The organism is Corynebacterium wankanglinii (assembly GCF_013601005.1).
GTDB classification, from domain to species: Bacteria; Actinomycetota; Actinomycetes; order Mycobacteriales; family Mycobacteriaceae; genus Corynebacterium; species Corynebacterium wankanglinii.
In genome coordinates, this window is the sequence record NZ_JABFED010000004.1 from 188,490 (window position 1) to 206,366 (window position 17,877).

Annotated in this window: 13 protein-coding genes and 3 pseudogenes; 9 read left to right on the top strand and 7 right to left on the bottom strand. The window is 58.5% G+C overall.

The genetic code is table 11. From position 1 onward, the window contains the following. Positions 1-152: 152 nt before the first annotated feature. From HMA55_RS07340 to HMA55_RS11500, 4 genes are all read left to right on the top strand, one after another. Entirely contained in the window at positions 153-1,211 is a 1,059-nt protein-coding gene (locus tag HMA55_RS07340) for an FUSC family protein (protein WP_181192410.1), read from the top strand. Between the two features lie 83 nt (positions 1,212-1,294). Next, the gene (gene arfB, locus HMA55_RS07345; protein WP_181192411.1) at positions 1,295-1,735 is read left to right on the top strand and encodes an alternative ribosome rescue aminoacyl-tRNA hydrolase ArfB; all 441 of its coding nucleotides are present in this window, start codon (positions 1,295-1,297) and stop codon (positions 1,733-1,735) included. A gap of 159 nt (positions 1,736-1,894) precedes the next feature. Continuing rightward, entirely contained in the window at positions 1,895-2,140 is a 246-nt protein-coding gene (locus HMA55_RS07350; protein ID WP_181192412.1) for a CopG family ribbon-helix-helix protein, read from the top strand. A gap of 758 nt (positions 2,141-2,898) precedes the next feature. Continuing rightward, positions 2,899-3,306, top strand: a complete 408-nt coding sequence (locus HMA55_RS11500; protein WP_456236827.1) for a type IIL restriction-modification enzyme MmeI — start codon at positions 2,899-2,901, stop codon at positions 3,304-3,306. A 70-nt stretch (positions 3,307-3,376) separates the two neighbouring features. On the opposite strand, the gene erm is transcribed toward HMA55_RS11500, so the two are convergent. Next, positions 3,377-4,231 (bottom strand): 23S ribosomal RNA methyltransferase Erm, encoded by an 855-nt coding sequence (gene erm, locus HMA55_RS07355; RefSeq protein ID WP_016456425.1) that lies wholly within the window; start codon positions 4,229-4,231, stop codon positions 3,377-3,379. Positions 4,232-6,069: 1,838 nt separating this feature from the next. On the opposite strand from erm, the gene HMA55_RS07360 reads away from it, so the two are divergent. The 3 genes from HMA55_RS07360 (at position 6,070) to HMA55_RS07370 (ending at position 9,718) form a co-directional block, all read left to right on the top strand. Then, positions 6,070-6,378: a helix-turn-helix domain-containing protein gene (locus HMA55_RS07360; RefSeq protein ID WP_024058948.1), complete on the top strand. Its 309-nt coding sequence runs from the start codon at positions 6,070-6,072 to the stop codon at positions 6,376-6,378. Positions 6,379-6,549: 171 nt separating this feature from the next. After that, positions 6,550-6,849 (top strand): hypothetical protein, encoded by a 300-nt coding sequence (locus tag HMA55_RS07365; protein ID WP_024058949.1) that lies wholly within the window; start codon positions 6,550-6,552, stop codon positions 6,847-6,849. 1,522 nt (positions 6,850-8,371) lie between these two features. Beyond that, positions 8,372-9,718 carry an ATP synthase F0 subunit B gene (locus HMA55_RS07370; protein ID WP_040693938.1) on the top strand — a complete coding sequence of 449 codons (1,347 nt, stop codon included), beginning with the start codon at positions 8,372-8,374 and terminating at the stop codon, positions 9,716-9,718. A 674-nt stretch (positions 9,719-10,392) separates the two neighbouring features. Here the strand turns inward: HMA55_RS07370 and HMA55_RS07375 are convergent. Both HMA55_RS07375 and HMA55_RS07380 read right to left on the bottom strand, forming a co-directional pair. Then, positions 10,393-11,103, bottom strand: coding sequence for an IS6 family transposase (locus HMA55_RS07375; RefSeq protein WP_181192413.1), 711 nt, complete (start codon positions 11,101-11,103; stop codon positions 10,393-10,395). A 337-nt stretch (positions 11,104-11,440) separates the two neighbouring features. Next, positions 11,441-11,986, bottom strand: coding sequence for a hypothetical protein (locus tag HMA55_RS07380; protein ID WP_052333762.1), 546 nt, complete (start codon positions 11,984-11,986; stop codon positions 11,441-11,443). Positions 11,987-12,333: 347 nt separating this feature from the next. On the opposite strand from HMA55_RS07380, the pseudogene HMA55_RS11555 reads away from it, so the two are divergent. Further along, positions 12,334-12,471: pseudogene (locus HMA55_RS11555) on the top strand (recombinase family protein); the annotation flags it as partial. Between the two features lie 148 nt (positions 12,472-12,619). On the opposite strand, the gene HMA55_RS07390 reads toward HMA55_RS11555, so the two are convergent. The 3 genes and pseudogenes from HMA55_RS07390 to HMA55_RS07400 all read right to left on the bottom strand — a co-directional run bounded on the left by HMA55_RS07390 (position 12,620) and on the right by HMA55_RS07400 (position 16,994). Next, positions 12,620-13,051, bottom strand: coding sequence for a single-stranded DNA-binding protein (locus HMA55_RS07390; protein WP_042406442.1), 432 nt, complete (start codon positions 13,049-13,051; stop codon positions 12,620-12,622). 127 nt (positions 13,052-13,178) lie between these two features. Then, a pseudogene (locus tag HMA55_RS07395) lies at positions 13,179-14,069 on the bottom strand (IS481-like element IS5564 family transposase); the annotation flags it as partial. A gap of 39 nt (positions 14,070-14,108) precedes the next feature. Next, entirely contained in the window at positions 14,109-16,994 is a 2,886-nt protein-coding gene (locus tag HMA55_RS07400; RefSeq protein WP_011116984.1) for a Tn3 family transposase, read from the bottom strand. Positions 16,995-17,119: 125 nt separating this feature from the next. Here HMA55_RS07400 and HMA55_RS07405 point away from each other — a divergent pair, with 125 nt between their 5' ends. Further along, a complete protein-coding gene (locus tag HMA55_RS07405; protein ID WP_012360777.1) occupies positions 17,120-17,527 on the top strand; it encodes a recombinase family protein in 408 nt (135 codons plus the stop codon). On the opposite strand, the pseudogene HMA55_RS07410 reads toward HMA55_RS07405, so the two are convergent. Then, positions 17,473-17,877 (bottom strand): annotated as a pseudogene (locus tag HMA55_RS07410) (IS6-like element IS26 family transposase); the annotation flags it as partial. The gene HMA55_RS07405 and the pseudogene HMA55_RS07410 sit on opposite strands and share 55 nt — an antisense overlap.

Here is a 17,877-nt window from a genome sequence, read left to right on the forward strand (position 1 = left end):
CCTTCGGCTGACTGCGATGACCGCGCCATGATAGATCAAGGACACGAGTGTCGCTCTCGCCCGCTTCGCTTCTGCACGCCCCGCGATAGACTTGCACGGCCCAGCAGCGCCGAAAAAGCAAAGCGAGCACAAGCGAACAAAGGAGGACCAGGTTGCACCACTTCAGCCCGCTGTTCCAGATGGGCCCCGCCCGGCGCGACCACATCCCCGCCTTCCGCACCGCGCTCGGCGTGGCGCTGCCCATGTTCGCCCTGCTTGCAATCGGGCGGCTGGATTTGGCCATCTACGCCAACTTCGGCGCGTTTACGGGCGTCTACGGCAGGCACACAACGCGCATGACCCGCCTGAGGCACCAAATCCTGGCGGGCGTCGCGCTGACGTTGTCGGTGACGCTGGGTGCGACCATGGCGTGGCTGGATGTCAGCCCGTGGGTGCTCATTGTGGTGTCCTCCCTTGTTTCTTCCGCATGGGCCACCACCGCGCTGGCCGCTGACATGAAGCCGACCGGGTCGGTGTTCGTCATCTTCTCGGTGGCGGCGGTCGGCTCCCTGAATAATCCGGTCCACCCGCTGCTCGCTTTCGCCATCGCCGGCAGCGCGGCGTTGCTCTGCCTGGGGCTGGGCCAGCTTTCACACCTCATCGGAGAAGGCCCAGGCGGCGACGCGAAGGAATCCGAGCACCCCAAGCGCGCCCCAGACGCGGGGCGCGTGCCGTGGCGACGCCTGCGAGTGGAGGCCCGCCGGTTCTTCTTCTCCCCGCTGCTCGCCGGTGTTTTAGGGCTGATTTCGGTGACGGTGTTCGACCCGTTGTCGCACTCCTACTGGGCCATGGTCGCCTCTGTCGCCCCGCTGGTGAACTCGCGGTTCAAAGTGCAGTACTACCGGGCCATCGAGCGTGTGCTTGGCACCCTCACCGGCATCGCGGTCGCCGGATTCCTGTTGTCCCACCCGATGCAGGGCTGGCAGATCGTGGTGTGGATTGTTATTTTGCAGTACCTCACCGAAATGTACGTCACCCGCAACTACACCATCGCCGCCAGCTTCATCACCCCGACCGCGCTGCTGATGATCCAGGTGGTCGACACCGCACCAGTCGGCCCGATGCTTTTGGCCCGCACCGCGGAAACCGTCATCGGCGCGGTGGCGGCGCTCGTGATCATCGCAATCGGCTACGTGCGCAAGTACCCCGAGGTTGTGCTGCCGCAGCGGTAGAGCGGTTTGCTTGGCGACGAGCTCCGCTCTACCCCGATCCAGCGGGTTCAGTGCAGACCACCCGCATACGTAAGGTGGGCGGCATGCAGGATCTGACCATCGCGCCCGGCCCGGGCATCCCCGGCGGCCTCGTTATCGCCGCCGTGGATCTGACGGAGCGGTTTGCGAAGGCGTCGGGCCCGGGCGGCCAGGGCGTCAACACCACCGACAGCAAGGTTCAGCTCTCCATTGACATCGCGGAATGCGCATCGCTTTCCGACGACCAACGCCGCCGCGCCCTCCACAACCTCGAACACCGCCTGGACGGCACCGTGCTCACCGTCAGCGTGTCGACGCAGCGCTCGCAGGTCCGCAACCGCGCCGAGGCGCGGGAACGCATGGCCGCCCTGTTGCGCGAGGCGCTCGCCCCGCCGCCTCCCCCGCGGCGGAAAACGAAGCCGACGCGCGGCTCAGTGCGGCGCCGTCTCGAAGCGAAGAAGCGGCGCTCGGAGTTGAAGTCGACGAGACGCCGGCCCCGGCTGTGATTTCGGTGGAACGTCACCAAAATTACTAGGGCCTGACAGGTTACCGCATTCAGCTAGCCCATTTGTGAAGCACACATTGAATTTGAGCTCCACCGAACGTCAGGCAAAACCCGTCTTCCTCTAGAAGTTCCATTGATTTCCGTATTACGATTAGTTTCTATGAAAACGATTAACGGTCAACCGGTGAGCGAGGCGCAAATTGACAGGTGGGTAACTGAAGCCGAAAACGGTTACGACGTGGAAACGCTGCGCCGACGAGGACGGAAGCCGCGTAACAACGACGCGGCAAAAGTGATTTCCATCCGACTCTCGCCCAAGGAGATTGCAAACCTCGACAAGTATGCCGCTGCCCGCGGTTGGTCACGGTCGCAGGCGATCCGTGAAGCTTTGAAGAACGCAATCTAAAAATGGAAGTCCGACGGAGCGCGACCAAGCACGGCATCGAGCCCGAAGATTCCATAGTCGCGGCGACCTCAGGCTGCGCCTTTCAGGCTCCGCTAGACGATGAAAATCCTCAACGAGAGCTCCGTCTTGGATTCGACACTTCGATGCGCTTACTTGAGCTCGTCGTTCTCCTTTGGGATGACGGAACGGAGACAATCATCCCTTCAATGAAGGCACGTAAGCAGTATCGGAGCCTGCTCGGCTGATCGGAATACAGGTTCGATACGAACTATGCGTGACACAGCCTCCGCTGTCAGCCAGATAAATTTCGGCTGCAACGATCCCTCTAAGCTCGCCGAATTCTGATCCGCCGCAACAGGATGCCAGATCGTCACCGACTACGGAGCCTTTGTCATGGCCGACTCCACCCCAGGCAACGAGTCTTACCTGGGCAGCCCCGACGCGTAGCTACACGTTGAACTTGAACTCGACGGAGTGTCGTCGATAAATAACTATTCGATGCGCAAAGTACAACGAAATACCGCTAGAAACAGACAACATATGGGGGTGCACAGAAACACATATAGGTTCTGCGGAAAACCTATAGGGTGCGTCGCTAAAAACCGCTGTGCGCGAAAAACATAAAGGGTTTACGGACCCGGTCCCAGACCCCTCAATACTCTGAGCCGGAAGAATGGAAAGTGGAAGGTTGATGTATCCCCACTATTTATTTTTTCCGTTTTTCGGAGTACATCGGGAGCTACAACTGCGGACCAGCTCTGTGTGAACTAGATGAGAAGGCGCAGCAGCGAATCATCGACGCTGGACAGTTGGTGCTGCGGGCACGCGAGCGGCACCCCCAGCGGTCACTCGCGGAGCACTACAACCCGTTATCGATGGACCCAATTCTGCTCAAGGCTCACAACAACTTGGACCAGGAAGTCGATAAGGCTTTCGATGTGGCACGCAAACTCACCAACGAGCGCCAGCGCCAGGAGCTACTGTTCGCCAGCTACGGGGAGTTGGCGAGGGGCTATGTCTCCTCGCTTTCATCAAAATCGAAACCACCAGCAGGGTCGTTCCCCGTGCGGGTGATTTTGATCGGTCCCGCTGCTGGGTGTAGAACCCTGTCGCTGGCAACGCCGGGAACTATGACTGTGCCCGACGAGAACACGTCACTGCCATAACGCGGCTCACGGTAGACGAACATGGGTCGTTCACTACTACTGGTGGATTTCGGTTTTGGTGGTGGGGGGATTACCGCCGCCGGCCTCGATTTTTCCGTTGAGGAGGGCGTTGACTACTTCCCGATTGTGAAATGGGCCGATGGCGCGGTGAAGAGGAACCAGTCACCTGGAAGAGATCGATCCAGTCGCTGGTGTGCAATCTGGGAGGTAGGGTTGCGGGGTCGATTCCTCGCGAGCGCAACCATGATTGTGTCTCTGAACGTGATGAAAACAACCCTGCCCTTCGGAGAATTTCCCCTATCCCGCGTCCCCGGGCGGTGAAAACGGTGTGCACCATCGCCTGAAAGGCTTTGCGTTGCTCTATCGGGATCTTCGGGTCACCCACCCGGCGGATCACTAAGATCCCCCCGTCAACGTTTGGCTGTGGCCGGAAAGCAGACCTTGGTACTCGGGAACCAAGGTGAAACGTGAACCATGGGGACCACTGAGCTGTCATCATCGTGCTTGCACCTACCCCGGCCCGGCGGCGAGCGACTTCCCACTGCATGAGGAGTACAGCGGCAGTCCATGCCGGCGCATGCAACAACTTTCGAAGAATGGCAGTGGTGAGGTGAAAGGGAATGTTTCCCACAATGACGCAGGGAGTGGCGGGTAACGGGAAGTTGAGGAAATCATCATGGACCACTTCGACCGACGCCGAGGCGGTCTTTTTTGTGAGTTTGGCAGCTAGTTTTGCGTCTACCTCAACTGCCGTTATTGCCCTCCCCAAGTGGGATATCGGGTGAGTGAGGGCACCGCTTCCTGGCCCGATCTCAATGATGGGGCCGGAGGTTTGTTTTACAAGATCGACGATGGAGTTGATGATCTTGTGGTCTGTGAGAAAATTTTGGCCATGTTCGTGACGGCCGTATCCGTATGTAGACATCAGGTGTGCTCCGTGGAGTTGAAACGGAGCCGGGCATGGCAAATGGCCGCCCGGCTAAAGGACCGGAGCGGTTTCTAACCTGCGGGAGGGAGAAAACCGCCTTAGCGGCTGGTGAGCGGCCGCATGAAAACGGAACCTGAAATCAACATGGGCCTATCGTATCCAATTAATTTCGCAGGGTCCAATACGGTGAGAAAGAAGACAACCGCACCGCAACAGTGCAAGACCTCTCTGGATTGGAATTTAATTGAACATGGGTTTGGGGTACGACGCGCCCTACTCGGAGTGGCACGGACACTACGGCTGCGCGCCCACACACAACAGTAAAGAGCTCGGCAATGCACAGACACGTAACGAGAGCGCCACAAATGTATGTACGTTTAAGTTACAGCATCGACACTGACGCTCCACATGGAGGGACGGCCGCAGCCCTGCAGCAAGCACACGGCAGGGTGTCTGCTTCGGGCGACGTGAAATTACGCAGAAAAATACGAAACACATCACCGCAGGTCACGGTAGGTATTTGCGGGTCATTTCGTAATCTCGTAAACGAAACGAACAAAACTACGAAACACAAAAACATACGTTGAGCAGCGTAAATGGTTTTCGTTTCGTAATTTTTCCACTTTTTGAAGAAAATCTAAATAAGAAGAGACACCTTGATTGCGATTGTGTCCCGTGTCACATAGCTGCAACCCCTGCAGCGTGCCCTCAACGAGGACGCTCTGTGTCGTAGACATGTGCCTGCAATGCGTGTCTGTGTCTCTCTCTTAAAAGGTTTGGGTCGAAATACCGCAAAATTACGAAACACCGCCGAAATGTGACGTGTCTATGCAGGTCACAGCGTTATCGCGTGTTTCGTAGTTTTGTTCTTTTCGTTTGCGGAAATCACGAAACCGCAGGTAGAGCGTTTCGTAATTTTTTCGTATTTTGATCGGCAAATTACGAAACGAGGTCAAAACTACGAAACGAGCGCGCTACAGACGTGTCACAGGTCATAAAAGGCGCGCCCCTTGCGTGTCACCGTGACGCAGCATCCCGGCCGTGTCACATAGCTACAACCCCTGCAGCGTGCCCTCAATGAGGACGGTCTATGTCGTAGACATGTGCCCGTAATGTGTGTCTGTGTCTCTCCCTTAAAAGGTTTGGGTCGAAATGCCGCAAAATTACGAAACATCCCCGAAATGTGACGTGTCTGTGCAGGTCACAGCGTTATCGCGTGTTTCGTAATTTGGTTTTCCGATTTTCGTAGTTCTACGAAACCGCAGGTAGAGCGTTTCGTAATTTTTTCGTATTTTGATCGGCAAATTACGAAACGAGGTCAAAACTACGAAACGAGCACACTATAGACGTGTCACAGGTCACAAAAAGGCGCGCCCCTTGCGTGTCACCATGCCGCCACACAACAGCTGCCCCACCACAACACCCCAGCCGTGCCACGTGGCGTGTAGAAACGTGCTCGGTTCGATTCGTAAAGATTAGGTCGCAGGCTATTGTGCGCGACGCATAAATTCCGTACGATGGCCCCCAGACCGTATGTGGCGTTTTAATTCGTTTTTGGTTTAGCCAGCCGCATACGGGGGATAACCCCGAGGATAATTCATAAAGAGACAGCCTCTCGACCGTGATAGGAGCGGTTCCTCCGACGAGATAGACCGGTCGGCAACGGCATTGCCAACCACAAAAGCGGTCAGGTAGGGAGTAAGCGCTCCCGTAAAGCGATGGGACGGCAGACCACCGTTCTAGCGAGTTGAGCACGGCACTCCAAGCCGCCTGAATAGCAAGCCGGTAAAGCACCCCGCTCCGGGACAGATCAATCTGCCCAGGAGCGTTTTTCTATGTCCGAAAAGGACACGACTACCGCCGTCGCGCCACGCTTTTACACGCTGCAGGAACTCGCCGATCTCGGCGTCGGCTCCGAGTCCACGTTGCGAAAAGCTATTAAAGAGGGCCGTCTTTCATTCCACCGTTTCGGCACCGCCTATCGGATTCGCCAAGACGATCTCGACGCCTACCTCGCGGCCGCACGCCGCCCTGCCCCGCAGCTATTCGACGGCTTCGTCGATGCCGTCGTGAATGCAGCGCCCCAACTGACAGATGAGCAGCGCCAGCAGCTCGTCACGGTGCTGGGCGGTGTGAAGCACTAATGCGGACAAACCCGCCTACGACGAGATCCCGCCGCTTAGCTCAGCTAGTCAGGCTGGGTCTTGAACTGAGTGCGAGGGCTGATGGGTGATGGCCGTGCTACTACACACGCGCGCTCCACCGTCGTGCCCCGAGTCCAAATAAACAGTTCATTCAACCAAGGAGAACAAACCATGTCTTTCAGAGACGATTACGCAGCAGCGCTGCGCGATGAGCAGCAAGCAAAAGATACCGTGAACGAGGCGCGCCGTGCACACAAAGCGACAAAGGAGCGCCTTGCGCAGTTGCGCAAGTATGCCGAAGAGTTCGAGGTGAATCTCGACGGTGACAAGTCCGCCAGCACCGAAGGGGACGGTGACAAGTCCGCCAGCACCGAAGGGGACAGCGATACACCTGAGAACGGTGACGGCGACACGCCTGAGAGCACCGAGGGCAGTAAGCCGAAGCGGCATCTAGAAGTTGTACCCGACTAACCCTTTAGCCGTACACGCAATCACCTCATGTGTGTACGGCCACGCGGCGTGACGACGTACAGCCGTCACGTTTGATGTCGCCACACACCCCGCTCGCAAGGGCGGGGTTTTCGCGTGTGTGCGGGTGGCTGCGGCACCGCTACACGTGACACTGTCACGATGCTTGCGCCGGTATCGGCGACGGGGCATATACACACCTGCCCCGTCGCCTGGATCATCCGCCACATGGCTGGCGGTGTGTCGCGCTGCTGTGATGCGCGGCCGCAGCAGGCATGGTGTCGTGCGCGACGAGATATGCCGATAGCTGTGGCCGTGGGTTGAGGGCGTGCAGCAGCGCGGACAGAGCAGATTTCAGCAACAGTCATGTTGCTGAAGTTGTGACCGCGACGGCAGATGGTATGCGGCGGACGCCGCATTATGCCGCGTCGGTAGAAACGCCAATATCCATCTCGGCAGGCTTGCCGTTATGGAGCGTTTCGTGATGACCCAAACACGACACATCGATGCTGGCATATCCGAATGTATATCAACAAGATATATCGGATTGCTAGCAGTGTCGTGATGCGGAGCATGGGTCATCACACAAGGTGCAGCGCCAGCTGCACTATTGGGCATCTTGACCGGAGCGCAAGCGGAGGGCAAGACAGCACCAGCCAGACCGAGCGAGCGAGGTCTGAGACTGGGGCTGTAAGGGGCGGCGCGCCAGCGCCGGGCACCGGGTTATGCGAGCGCCAGCGAGTAGTAATACCCGGTGCAGTGCCTCGGCTATGCCGAGCGCCGGAGCGCAGCGGAGGCGTCGCACCCCCTTATGCCCTTTTCCCCCTTCTACCCCTATAACGACAAATATATAGGGGTTTTGACACAGAAGGGGGCTGCGACCTGCGTGTTTCGGGTCTTTACGTGGTCTTCGACCCTTACCCGAAACGGCCCGTTGATGCGCGAAGCGCACATGGTGCCTACGCAAAACCTGCAGGTCGCCACGCTGTGCGCACCACATACGGCGTCAGTCGTTGTATGTCGGTCTTAAAGTAAGGGCCGATGACGGGTGGAAACGCCGCTTGCGGCGTCTTCCCGCGTCATCGAGACACCTGCAGCGAGCCTGCGAGCAAAAGGTGTCTAACCGAACGGCAAGACCGACATCGCCTACGTGGTGCGCACAGCTACACCCTGCACTCTGGCACCGCCGTCAGGCGGTTATTGCAGGGTGTTCCAAATCCCGCAGCGAGCTATCCGCCACAAGGCGGTGTTGATGCTGCTGCGGGGGTAACGACACGGGTCCGAGTAATACACTCCATATCGGCCCGTGCCACAAGCACACTATCGGTGCAGACGTATCACGCTCGCGGCGGCCATATGCGCGACAGCGCATGTGATGAGCACCGCCAGCGACGTGTGTTTCGCGAGCGCCCGCTCGCAGCAGATCCAGCGGCAGCTGTTGATGCAAATGTGTAGCGCCGCGACTCGATTGGTTCATCTTTGTGGCAGCGGCTGTACGGCCCTGTGGCGGCCGTAGACGCCTCGGATGGACGGAGTGCGCGTGCAGAAGAACAGTTTCAAGACGTCGCTGTTCGTCGTGTATCTGCCGAAGTCGATGTGCAAGGAGATCCCCGACTACTACACCAGTGAGGTGGACGGGCGCGAAGTGAAACGTCCGCGCTATGTCGCCCGCGACTACGAGGAAGCAAAGCAGTACCTCGAAGAGTCAATGCGCTGGCTTGCAGAAAACTTCATCCCCGGCGGTATCGACGCAGTCGCTGGCGGTGATATGAACTTTGACGAATCAACGCCACACATCCAGTTCCAGGCGGATACGTTCTCACCGAAGCCCGAAGATCCCGACAAGCTCCGTTGCCGCCCCGGCATCGCGTACAACACTGACACCTCAGTGCGGTACACATCCGGCCCGAAGAAGGGCAAGCAGATCTCGGGTAACCAGAAGTTCATCGACGCGCAACGGGGCCTGCGCGAACACATGCACTCGCTCGGCTATCCGGTGGAACTAGAAGTCTCCGAACGTCATGACGAGTCACTCAACCTCGACCGCTACACCGAGCAACAAGACCGGGAGCGCGATCTCGCCAAGCGCGAGGATGATGTGGAAGTCAAGAAGCGATCCGTGCAGCGCGACATGGACGCAATTGATCGTGACCGCGAGCAGGCTGCTAAGGAACTTGAACAGGCGCAAGAAGCCCGCGAAGCAGCCCAGCGCGTACAGGAGAATGCTGAAGCACAGGCTCGCGAGGTTGCCGAGCGTGTGCTCAAGGAAGCACGCGAGAAGGCCGAGCAAGAAGCCGAAGAGATCCGCAGCGAAGCACGCAAGGATGCTGAGCAGGAGTTGGGCCTGGCCGAAGCGCAAGCAGACGAGCTGCTCGAACGAGCCGAAGAGACTGCGCGGGCCAAGGCGGGCGATATTACAGCCGCAGCTCGCAGCGAAGCAGAGACGATCACTCGCAAGACCGACGAGGCCCGTAAGCAGGCTGAGCGCGACGCCGAGACGATCCGCAGCAAAGCACGAGATGAGGCCACGAGCATCCGCGACGAGGCCACACGCGACGCTGCAGTAACGCGCAAGGATGCCCGCGATGAGGCTGATCAGATCCGCCGCAACGCGCACACGGACGCCGAAGATGAAGCCGCCATCATCATCGAAGAAGCGGTGAAGTCAGGACAACAGTTGGAGCACTTGGATAAGAAGTTCCTGGTGCAAGAACTGCATCGCAGCCCAGAGTTGCTTGAGCGTTACACGCTGTTCAGGCAGTCGCAGACCTCAGGCAAGAAGGGCGGGGCGCAGCAGCGTGCACGCGAGCGCATCGAGAAGCGCCGCCAGCAGCAACAGCAGCGTGATCGTGATGGCGGTATGGAGTTGTAGCACTGCTCTCCCCTGCCCTGTACGGCCTTCTGCGGGCCTAATAGGGTGCCGTCGGCGTCGTAGGCCATCGGCTGCGGTTAAACCGCTGAGATTCGGCGAAAATCGAAGAAATCTCGGCTAAGCGGGGCCAAGTGTCACTACGCTGCGCAGCGAATTGACCTATTAAGTGGCGGAGATAGTGCGCAGCACGTCGGCGTGCACGACGGTGCATGTGCTGTGCAGAAGAGACGCCCGCAGAAGGGCCGGCAGAATGTCGTTGTCATTCTGTTGCGCAGTAAGGGTGTCAATAGACTGGCGAGCCACTTTATTGCCCAATTCGCGTGTCATTAAAGTGACAGGGCATTTGAGTGCGCAGTAAACGTGTCGATGAAATGGCTGCCCAATACACAGTGCAATCAACGTGTTAATGAAATGTCGCAGACACTACGCAGCGCAGTGAATTGCGCAGCAGAAGAGCCAGTCAATGTGCCACTGCACCGCACAACGAAACAGCACGGGTGATGTGCAACAAAGCGGCGTGTGAAATGCACCGTGAAATGTCAGTGCACCTAGAGCTGCACCACCGCTATTCCCCTACGACGTCCGAACGGCGCCTTGGTGCTGTTGCAAACTTCAGGCGGAGAGCCGTGACGACCCAGTCTTCATCCTTTGATGCTCGCTGCGGGTCGGCGTTCTCAGGCAGCCTCGAACACCCGGCTGACGATCACCGCATCCGGGTTCGGTTGCTCGTAGGCAAACATCGCGCCCTGGCCTTTCCGTAATGAGTGCATCGCTTCCATCCCTTTCAACGTCCGGTACGCCGAGGTCCGATTTTTGAACGCCCCCTTCGGTCCGAGGATCCGTTTCAGCCGCCCATGATCTCCTTCAATGACGTTATTGAGGTATTTCACCTGCCGGTGTTCCACGGTCTGCGGGCAGATTCCCTCTGACTTCAACTCGGCGATTGCCCTGGCCAGGGAGGGTGCTTTATCGGTGTTGATCACCCGCGGGAACCCGGTTATCGTGTTCGACCTCAGGGTCTTGGCCAGGAAACGCTTCGCTGCGGCGACGTTACGCTTTGGGGACAGGTAAAAATCCAGGGTCTGCCCACCGGCGGTAATAGCCCGGTAGAGATAGCACCACGTGCCGCCGACCCGAATATAGGTCTCATCCACCCGCCAGGACCGGGCCTGCCAGTCGGGTACCTGCCGGTACCACCGAGTGTGCTTATCCAACTCAGGGGCGTATTTCTGCACCCAGCGGTAGATCGTGGTGTGATCGACTGGCACACCCCGCTCGGTCATCATCTCTTCGAGATCGCGGTAGCTCACGCCGTAGCGGCAGTACCACCGCACCGCCCACAGGATGATTTCACGGGGGAAATGCCGACCGGAGAAGATGCCCATAGCTGTGATTATTTCACGCAGGTCTTCCTGTCGCCCGAACTTTGCAACAGCACCACTTCCCCCTTCCTTGCCGGTTCTTCATTTTGGCGTACACCTAGTTCAACGCTTTGATCTCTATTTTATTCCCGACCCGCCCCCAGGGGGTGGAGTGTTGCGTTTTCCCGAATGTCCCATTGGGTACACCGACCTCAACCGCGACATCGCCGCACAAACAGGGCAAACAGCCTTCGGCAAAAGCGTCGCTCCCAACTTTTGGGCGCTGTGGTGCGTGACCAGCTTCCCTCTCCTATCGGTGGTCTCACTCTGCCGGCGGCGAGCGACAACCCTCCCACATTCTCTAACTGCCGGGAAGCGCTTTCCTGGTTACGTTCGCAACCATCTGTCCTCCGTTTTGCACTAGCCATTTCCTGGCTTCTGGAGAAACTGCGGCCATGCCGGCCGCGCCAAATGCAATTCCAATTCCGAGGACTACCTCTTTGTTGACCTTCAACACTTCCAAGTTGAATCGTTTATTGTTCAACTCATGTTCAAATAGTTTGTCGTCGTACCGCTCTAGGCGGTTAAGTGCATCCTGGCGTTCCTGCTCAGAACTATTGGGGTTGTGAATAATTTGACGGAGTATTTCTTTTGACGTGTCTATTTGCGCGTAAAGATTGTCTGAACTCCGGTCATTGCTGGCAACAGCCTTTTGGACACTATCGTCCATCGCCTGGGCAAACTGGAACATCGTGTCGGGCGCGATAGATCGTAACGCCGTAAGGACCGCCTCGTTAACTCCCTCTTTCTGCACCATCTTGACGAGGTGAAGAACTTTGTCGCTACTCATTCGCCGCAAGTCCTCTACATTGAGAGCGACCTTAAGATCATCGACTGTCTCGATCACCGTTCCCCCTTAGTACGTGGAAGGCTCAATCTTACTCACCTTTAGCCTGCAAGGCTTTAGCTGAAAAGCGTAAATGGGTACACCCCAAGCGAACAATTTGTGAATGACAAAACTTCCTGTTCGCTAGGGTTAGTTCCAAGACTAACGGAACAGAACCGTCACTGCCTCTGGAGATCACTGAACAGTTGGGTGCGATCTCAGGACAAAAGGTGGGCTATGCCCGGGTGAGTTCGAAAGATCAGAACCTTGATCGTCAGATTGAACAACCCAAGGCAGAGAAGGTCTTCACCTAATACACGGATAAGGCCAGTGGTGGATCGCGTGAGCGCCCTGGACTTGATGAAGCAATGCGATATGTCCGTGCAGGAGATCAGCTTGTCGTCACGTCGATGGATCGGTGCGCGCGTTCACTGACGGATCTGTACGCCATTGTTGACGAGCTAGTCAGCAAAGGAGTGTCGGTGAAGTTCCTCAAGGAGGGACAGACCTACTCAAAAGACTCCACCCCGATCGCCAAGCTGATGCTAGGGCTGTTGGGTTTTGTTCAGTTGGGTAAGGCCGTGAAAGAGCTGGATCAACACCGTGAAATAGTTGAAAAAATAACCCCGCAGGTTTCCCTGCGGGGTGTCGTTGTTAGAACGGTGCTTCGTCGTTGTCGGCGTCAGCGCCAGCCAGGGCGGCGTTCGCCGCCTCGCCTCCGCGACGGGCTGCGCGCGCAGCGGACTCTTTCTTGGAGTCGATCAGCTGCACGGTGTCGATACGGGCGACCAGCGGGTACTGCTTCTGGCCGTCCTTGTCGGTGTAGACGTCGGTTTTCAGCGAGTAGCTCACCGCGACACGATCGCCGGAGCCGATGCAGCCGAATACGCCGGGGTTCTTAGCGTCCTGGACGTAGCCGGTCAGCTCCACGATCTCGCTTTCCACCTTGCCGGTGGCCTTGTTCTTGAAGGTGTTGCGCGCATAGACGCTGAGCTTCACCGTCGCACCACCGTTTGCGTGCTCGAACAGCTTCGGTGCGCGAGCTGCGTTGCCGACGATGGTGCCGTTGTTGAAGGGGTTGGACATGATGGTTCTCCTTATGTGAGTGAGTGTGATTTGCTGTGCAATTTGGGTACTTCAGCAGCGGCTTTGCTGCTGCGGGGGTTGCGCTGCCGTTACAGCACTGCCCAGGGCAGCGGTGTGCCTGCCGCCTCTAGGTGTGATGTCCAGGGACGTTGTTGAGTCGGTCGAAGGGTACGCCGCCAATCGCAGAGTGGTGTCGGTGGTGGTTGTAGAAGTGGAGCCAGCCGGGCAGCGCCAGGCGTCGTTCGGCCTCTGAACCGTAAAACCTGGCATAGGCCCAGCCGTCCCCGAGCGTGCGGTGGAATCGCTCGATCTTCCCGTTCGTCTGCGGCCGGTAGGGGCGTGTCCGCTTGTGTCGGATGCCGAGCCGAGCGCAGAAGTCCCTCCATGCGTGGGATCTGTATGCCGACCCGTTGTCGGATAGGACTCGCTCGACGGTCACGCCTCGTTCGGCGAACCAGGCCACGGCGCGTTCGAGAACTCCCACCGCTGTGCTCGCCTGCTCATCCGACCAGATTTCTGCGTATGCGACGCGGGAGTGGTCGTCGATGACTGTGTGAACGAACGCCGTCCCGGTGCGCGGCTTGTGATCTTTTCCTCGTGGTAATCCCGGAGTCGCGAGCTTGTTCCGTGCGCCTTGCTGCCGACCTACGTAACGATGTCCACCGCCGTCGGGGATGTTGCCGAACTTCGTGACATCGACATGAATCAACGATCCCGGATGAGGATGCTCATATCGCCGCAATGGCTCGCCAGTGACACGATCGATATGCGAGAGGCGGTTCACGCGGCAACGGACGAGGACCGCGTGAACAGTCGACGTCGAGAGACCAAGTCGCGCAGCGATCTGGGCTGGCCCCAGTCGAAGCCGCCAGCGCAGGTTGATGATCTTCTTCTTGACATGCTCGGGCGTCCTGCCTGGGATCCGGTGCGGCTTGCTGGAGCGATCCTGCATCCCAAACTCACCCTCTTCCCGGTAGCGGCCTGCCCATTTCCGGGCAGTGATCGGGGAGACCATGAACATCTTGGGGTCGTTTGCGGGAGGGGGCGGAATCCTACGCTAAGGCTTTGGCCAGCGATATTCTCCGGTGAGATTGATGTGTTCCCATCCGAGCGGCGAAACATGGGCCAAGAGATCGGGCGATAGCAGCTTTCCATCGCGTTTCTGGTTTGCAACGACCTCGCCGAGCTTCATGGTGTTCCAGAAGATGATGATGGCGGCGAGCAGATTCATGCCGGCGATGCGGTAATGCTGGCCTTCGGCGGAACGGTCGCGGATTTCACCGCGGCGGTGGAAGCTGATTGCCCGCTTCAGCGCATGATGAGCTTCGCCTTTGTTGAGCCCGATCTGGGCACGCCGTTGGAGTTCGGCATCCAGAATCCAGTCGATCATGAACAGGGTGCGCTCGACGCGACCGACTTCCCGCAGGGCTGTCGCGAGCTCGTTCTGCCGCGGATAGGAGGCGAGTTTCCGCAGAATCTGGCTTGGCGCGACGGTCCCGGCAGCAATGGTGGCGGCGATGCGCAGGATGTCGGGCCAATTGCGCTCGATCATGGCTTGGTTGACCTTTCCGCCGATCAACGCTCGCAGGTGCGCCGGGGCGGCCGACGGATTGAACGCGTAGAGCCGTTTGGATGGCAGGTCGCGGATGCGCGGAGCGAACCGGTAGCCGAGAATGGCACATGCGGCAAAGACGTGATCGGTGAAGCCGCCCGTGTCGGTGAACTGCTCGCGGATATGGCGTCCAGCATCGTTCATCAGCAGGCCATCGAGGATGTAAGGCGCTTCGCTTGCCGTTGCAGGAATCACCTGGGTTGCGAACGGCGCATATTGGTCGGAGACGTGGCTATAGGCTTTCAGGCCCGGGGTATTGCCATATTTCGCGTTGACCAGGTTCATGGCCTCACCTTGCTCTGTAGCGACGAAAAACTGTCCGTCGCTCGAAGCCGACGTGCCCATGCCCCAGAACCGGGCCATGGGTAACGCTGCCTGTGCCTCGACCACCATGGCCAGCGCCCGGTCATAGGCTTCGCCCTCGACATGCCACCGTCCAATGCGGATCAATTCCCAGAAGGTGTGGGTGTTTGTCGCATCCGCCATTTTGCGCAAGCCGAGGTTGATCCCTTCCGCCAAGATAACGTTCATTAGCCCGATCCGGTCAGCGCAGGGTGCTCCTGTGCGCAGATGGGTGAACGCTTCGGTGAAGCCGGTCGCCGCATCCACCTCCAGCAGGAGATCGGTGATGCGCGTGGGCGGGATCTGCTTGTAGAGATCGAGCACCAGATCTTCGGCGCCTGTCGGCGCGGCGGCTTCGAGTTTCTCGATATGCAGAACGCCGTTTTCAATCGACCCGCCCGGGATCGTGCCTGCGCGAGCGGCACGGCCAAGCTCGCGCAACCGCATGTCGAGGCGAGCTTGCCGGTCTGCCAGCCATTCCTCCGGCCGCAATGGCACAGCGAGACGACCGCCTTCCGCGATGGCTTGTGCCGGAACGAGTGCGTGTTTCAGATCGCCATAGCGCCGGGACCTAGTAAGCCAGACATCTCCGGAGCGGAACGCATCGCGCAGATGGAACAGCACCGCGATCTCCCATAGGCGAGCGTCGCCAGCCCTCTGGGCCCGAAGGTGGCGATGCCATTTCGAGCTGGGCCGCAAGAAGCTGGTCATCGCGGCATCGTTCAAACCGGTACGAAGGGCCGTCACCGCTTCCAGAAGCGGCAGTGCAACGGGCGCAGCTCGCAGATCGAGCAGGCGCAACATGCGTGGAGCGTATCGGCGGAAGCGGTGATAACCGTCGAGCACATGATTGAGCGGATCGTCGGCCATGGTGGCGGTCAGCCTGGTTGCCATTGCAACAAGGGTTTTTAAGCCGTCCCACCCTGACCCACTCGCGATGACATCGCCCAGCGGCTGGCCATCATCCTGTGCATCGACCAGGGCGCCCCCGATCTCGGCGAAGGATTTCAGGGTGTCACGCACCACCCCCGCTTCGTCTGCGACCTTTGCATGGCAAATACGCTCCGAAGCACGGTAGAGACGGCCGACGATCCGGTCGTGGGTTTCGACCACTGCGTCGGCCAACATCGCCTGCCATTCCGAGACGCAAACAGCCAAGATCGCAAGCCGCCTGTCCTCCGGGAGATCGCGCATGCCGTCGGCATAATACCGTTCACCCTGCCTGCGCAGACGAGTCACCCGATGGGCAGGAACGCCGGCAAGCAGATCCTCGGGGAGATCGACGCGTTGCAGATATTCGAGCCGGTCGAGCAGCCGGTTGGCCGACGAAGAGTTCGAGCCAGGCTCGAACTGGCGCAGCCACACAAAACGGGTCACCCGATCATCAGCCGTCTCCTCGAGCAATGCCAGCAACTGTTCTCGGATCGACATAGGCAGCCGACTGGCGATCCTCGTCTCGATGCGTCGCTCGGCATCGACGAGAGCCGCGGCACAAAGCCGCTCGATCGTGGATGTCGCGGGAAGGACAGTGCGGGTGCGTCGGCACTCGGCTACGAAGCGACGGGCGATATCCTCGTTCGACACCGCCATCTCGGCTTCTCGGAACAACCATTCCTTCAGCTCGCTCGCACCACGTCCGGAGAAGGTGCGGAAGCCGTAGAGCCCCCGTAACTCGGCAAGATGCTCGTGCCGTGTTTCCTCGCGGGCAGCATAGTCTACGAGATCGTCGGCACCCAGGCCAAGCTGCGCTCCGATAAATTCGATGACCTCTGCAGGGATCAGTTCGCCTGGAGCCAGCACCCGGCCGGGATAGCGCAGGACACACAATTGCAGGGCGAAGCCGAACCTGTTGTGAGCGCGCCGACGCAGCCTGATATGCCCAAAGTCTTCATCACTCAGCGTATAGTGCTTGAGCAAATCCGTCTGTGAAGTCGGCAAGCGCAACAGCGCGTCTTTCTGCCGATCGGTTAGAGTGACGCGACGCGGCATACATGTTCCTTTTTCAAAATCTGATAGCGTTCAAGACGCTTTGTTTATGAAGCTGGTTGAGATACATTTCCAGAGGTCAATGCAATCGTGGCCGAAGCGCCGCCTCAAACCAACGTTTGTGATACATGCTGATCGGATATGCCCGCGTCTCCAAAGCCGATGGCTCGCAGTCTCTCGACCTGCAGCACGACGCCTTGCGCGCCGCAGGTGTCGAACGGGACAATATCTATGATGATCTTGCTTCCGGCGGTCGTGATGATCGCCCTGGCTTGACTGCCTGCCTCAAGTCATTGCGTGACGGCGATGTGCTGGTGGTCTGGAAGCTCGATCGCCTCGGACGATCGCTTGCCCATCTGGTCAACACGGTGAAGGAGCTGTCAGACCGCAAGATCGGCCTGCGGGTTCTGACTGGAAAGGGCGCTCAGAGGCACTGTTGCAAAGTTAGCGATGAGGCAGCCTTTTGTCTTATTCAAAGGCCTTACATTTCAAAAACTCTGCTTACCAGGCGCATTTCGCCCAGGGGATCACCATAATAAAATGCTGAGGCCTGGCCTTTGCGTAGTGCACGCATCACCTCAATACCTTTGATGGTGGCGTAAGCCGTCTTCATGGATTTAAATCCCAGCGTGGCGCCGATTATCCGTTTCAGTTTGCCATGATCGCATTCAATCACGTTGTTCCGGTACTTAATCTGTCGGTGTTCAACGTCAGACGGGCACCGGCCTTCGCGTTTGAGCAGAGCAAGCGCGCGACCATAGGCGGGCGCTTTATCCGTGTTGATGAATCGCGGGATCTGCCACTTCTTCACGTTGTTGAGGATTTTACCCAGAAACCGGTATGCAGCTTTGCTGTTACGACGGGAGGAGAGATAAAAATCGACAGT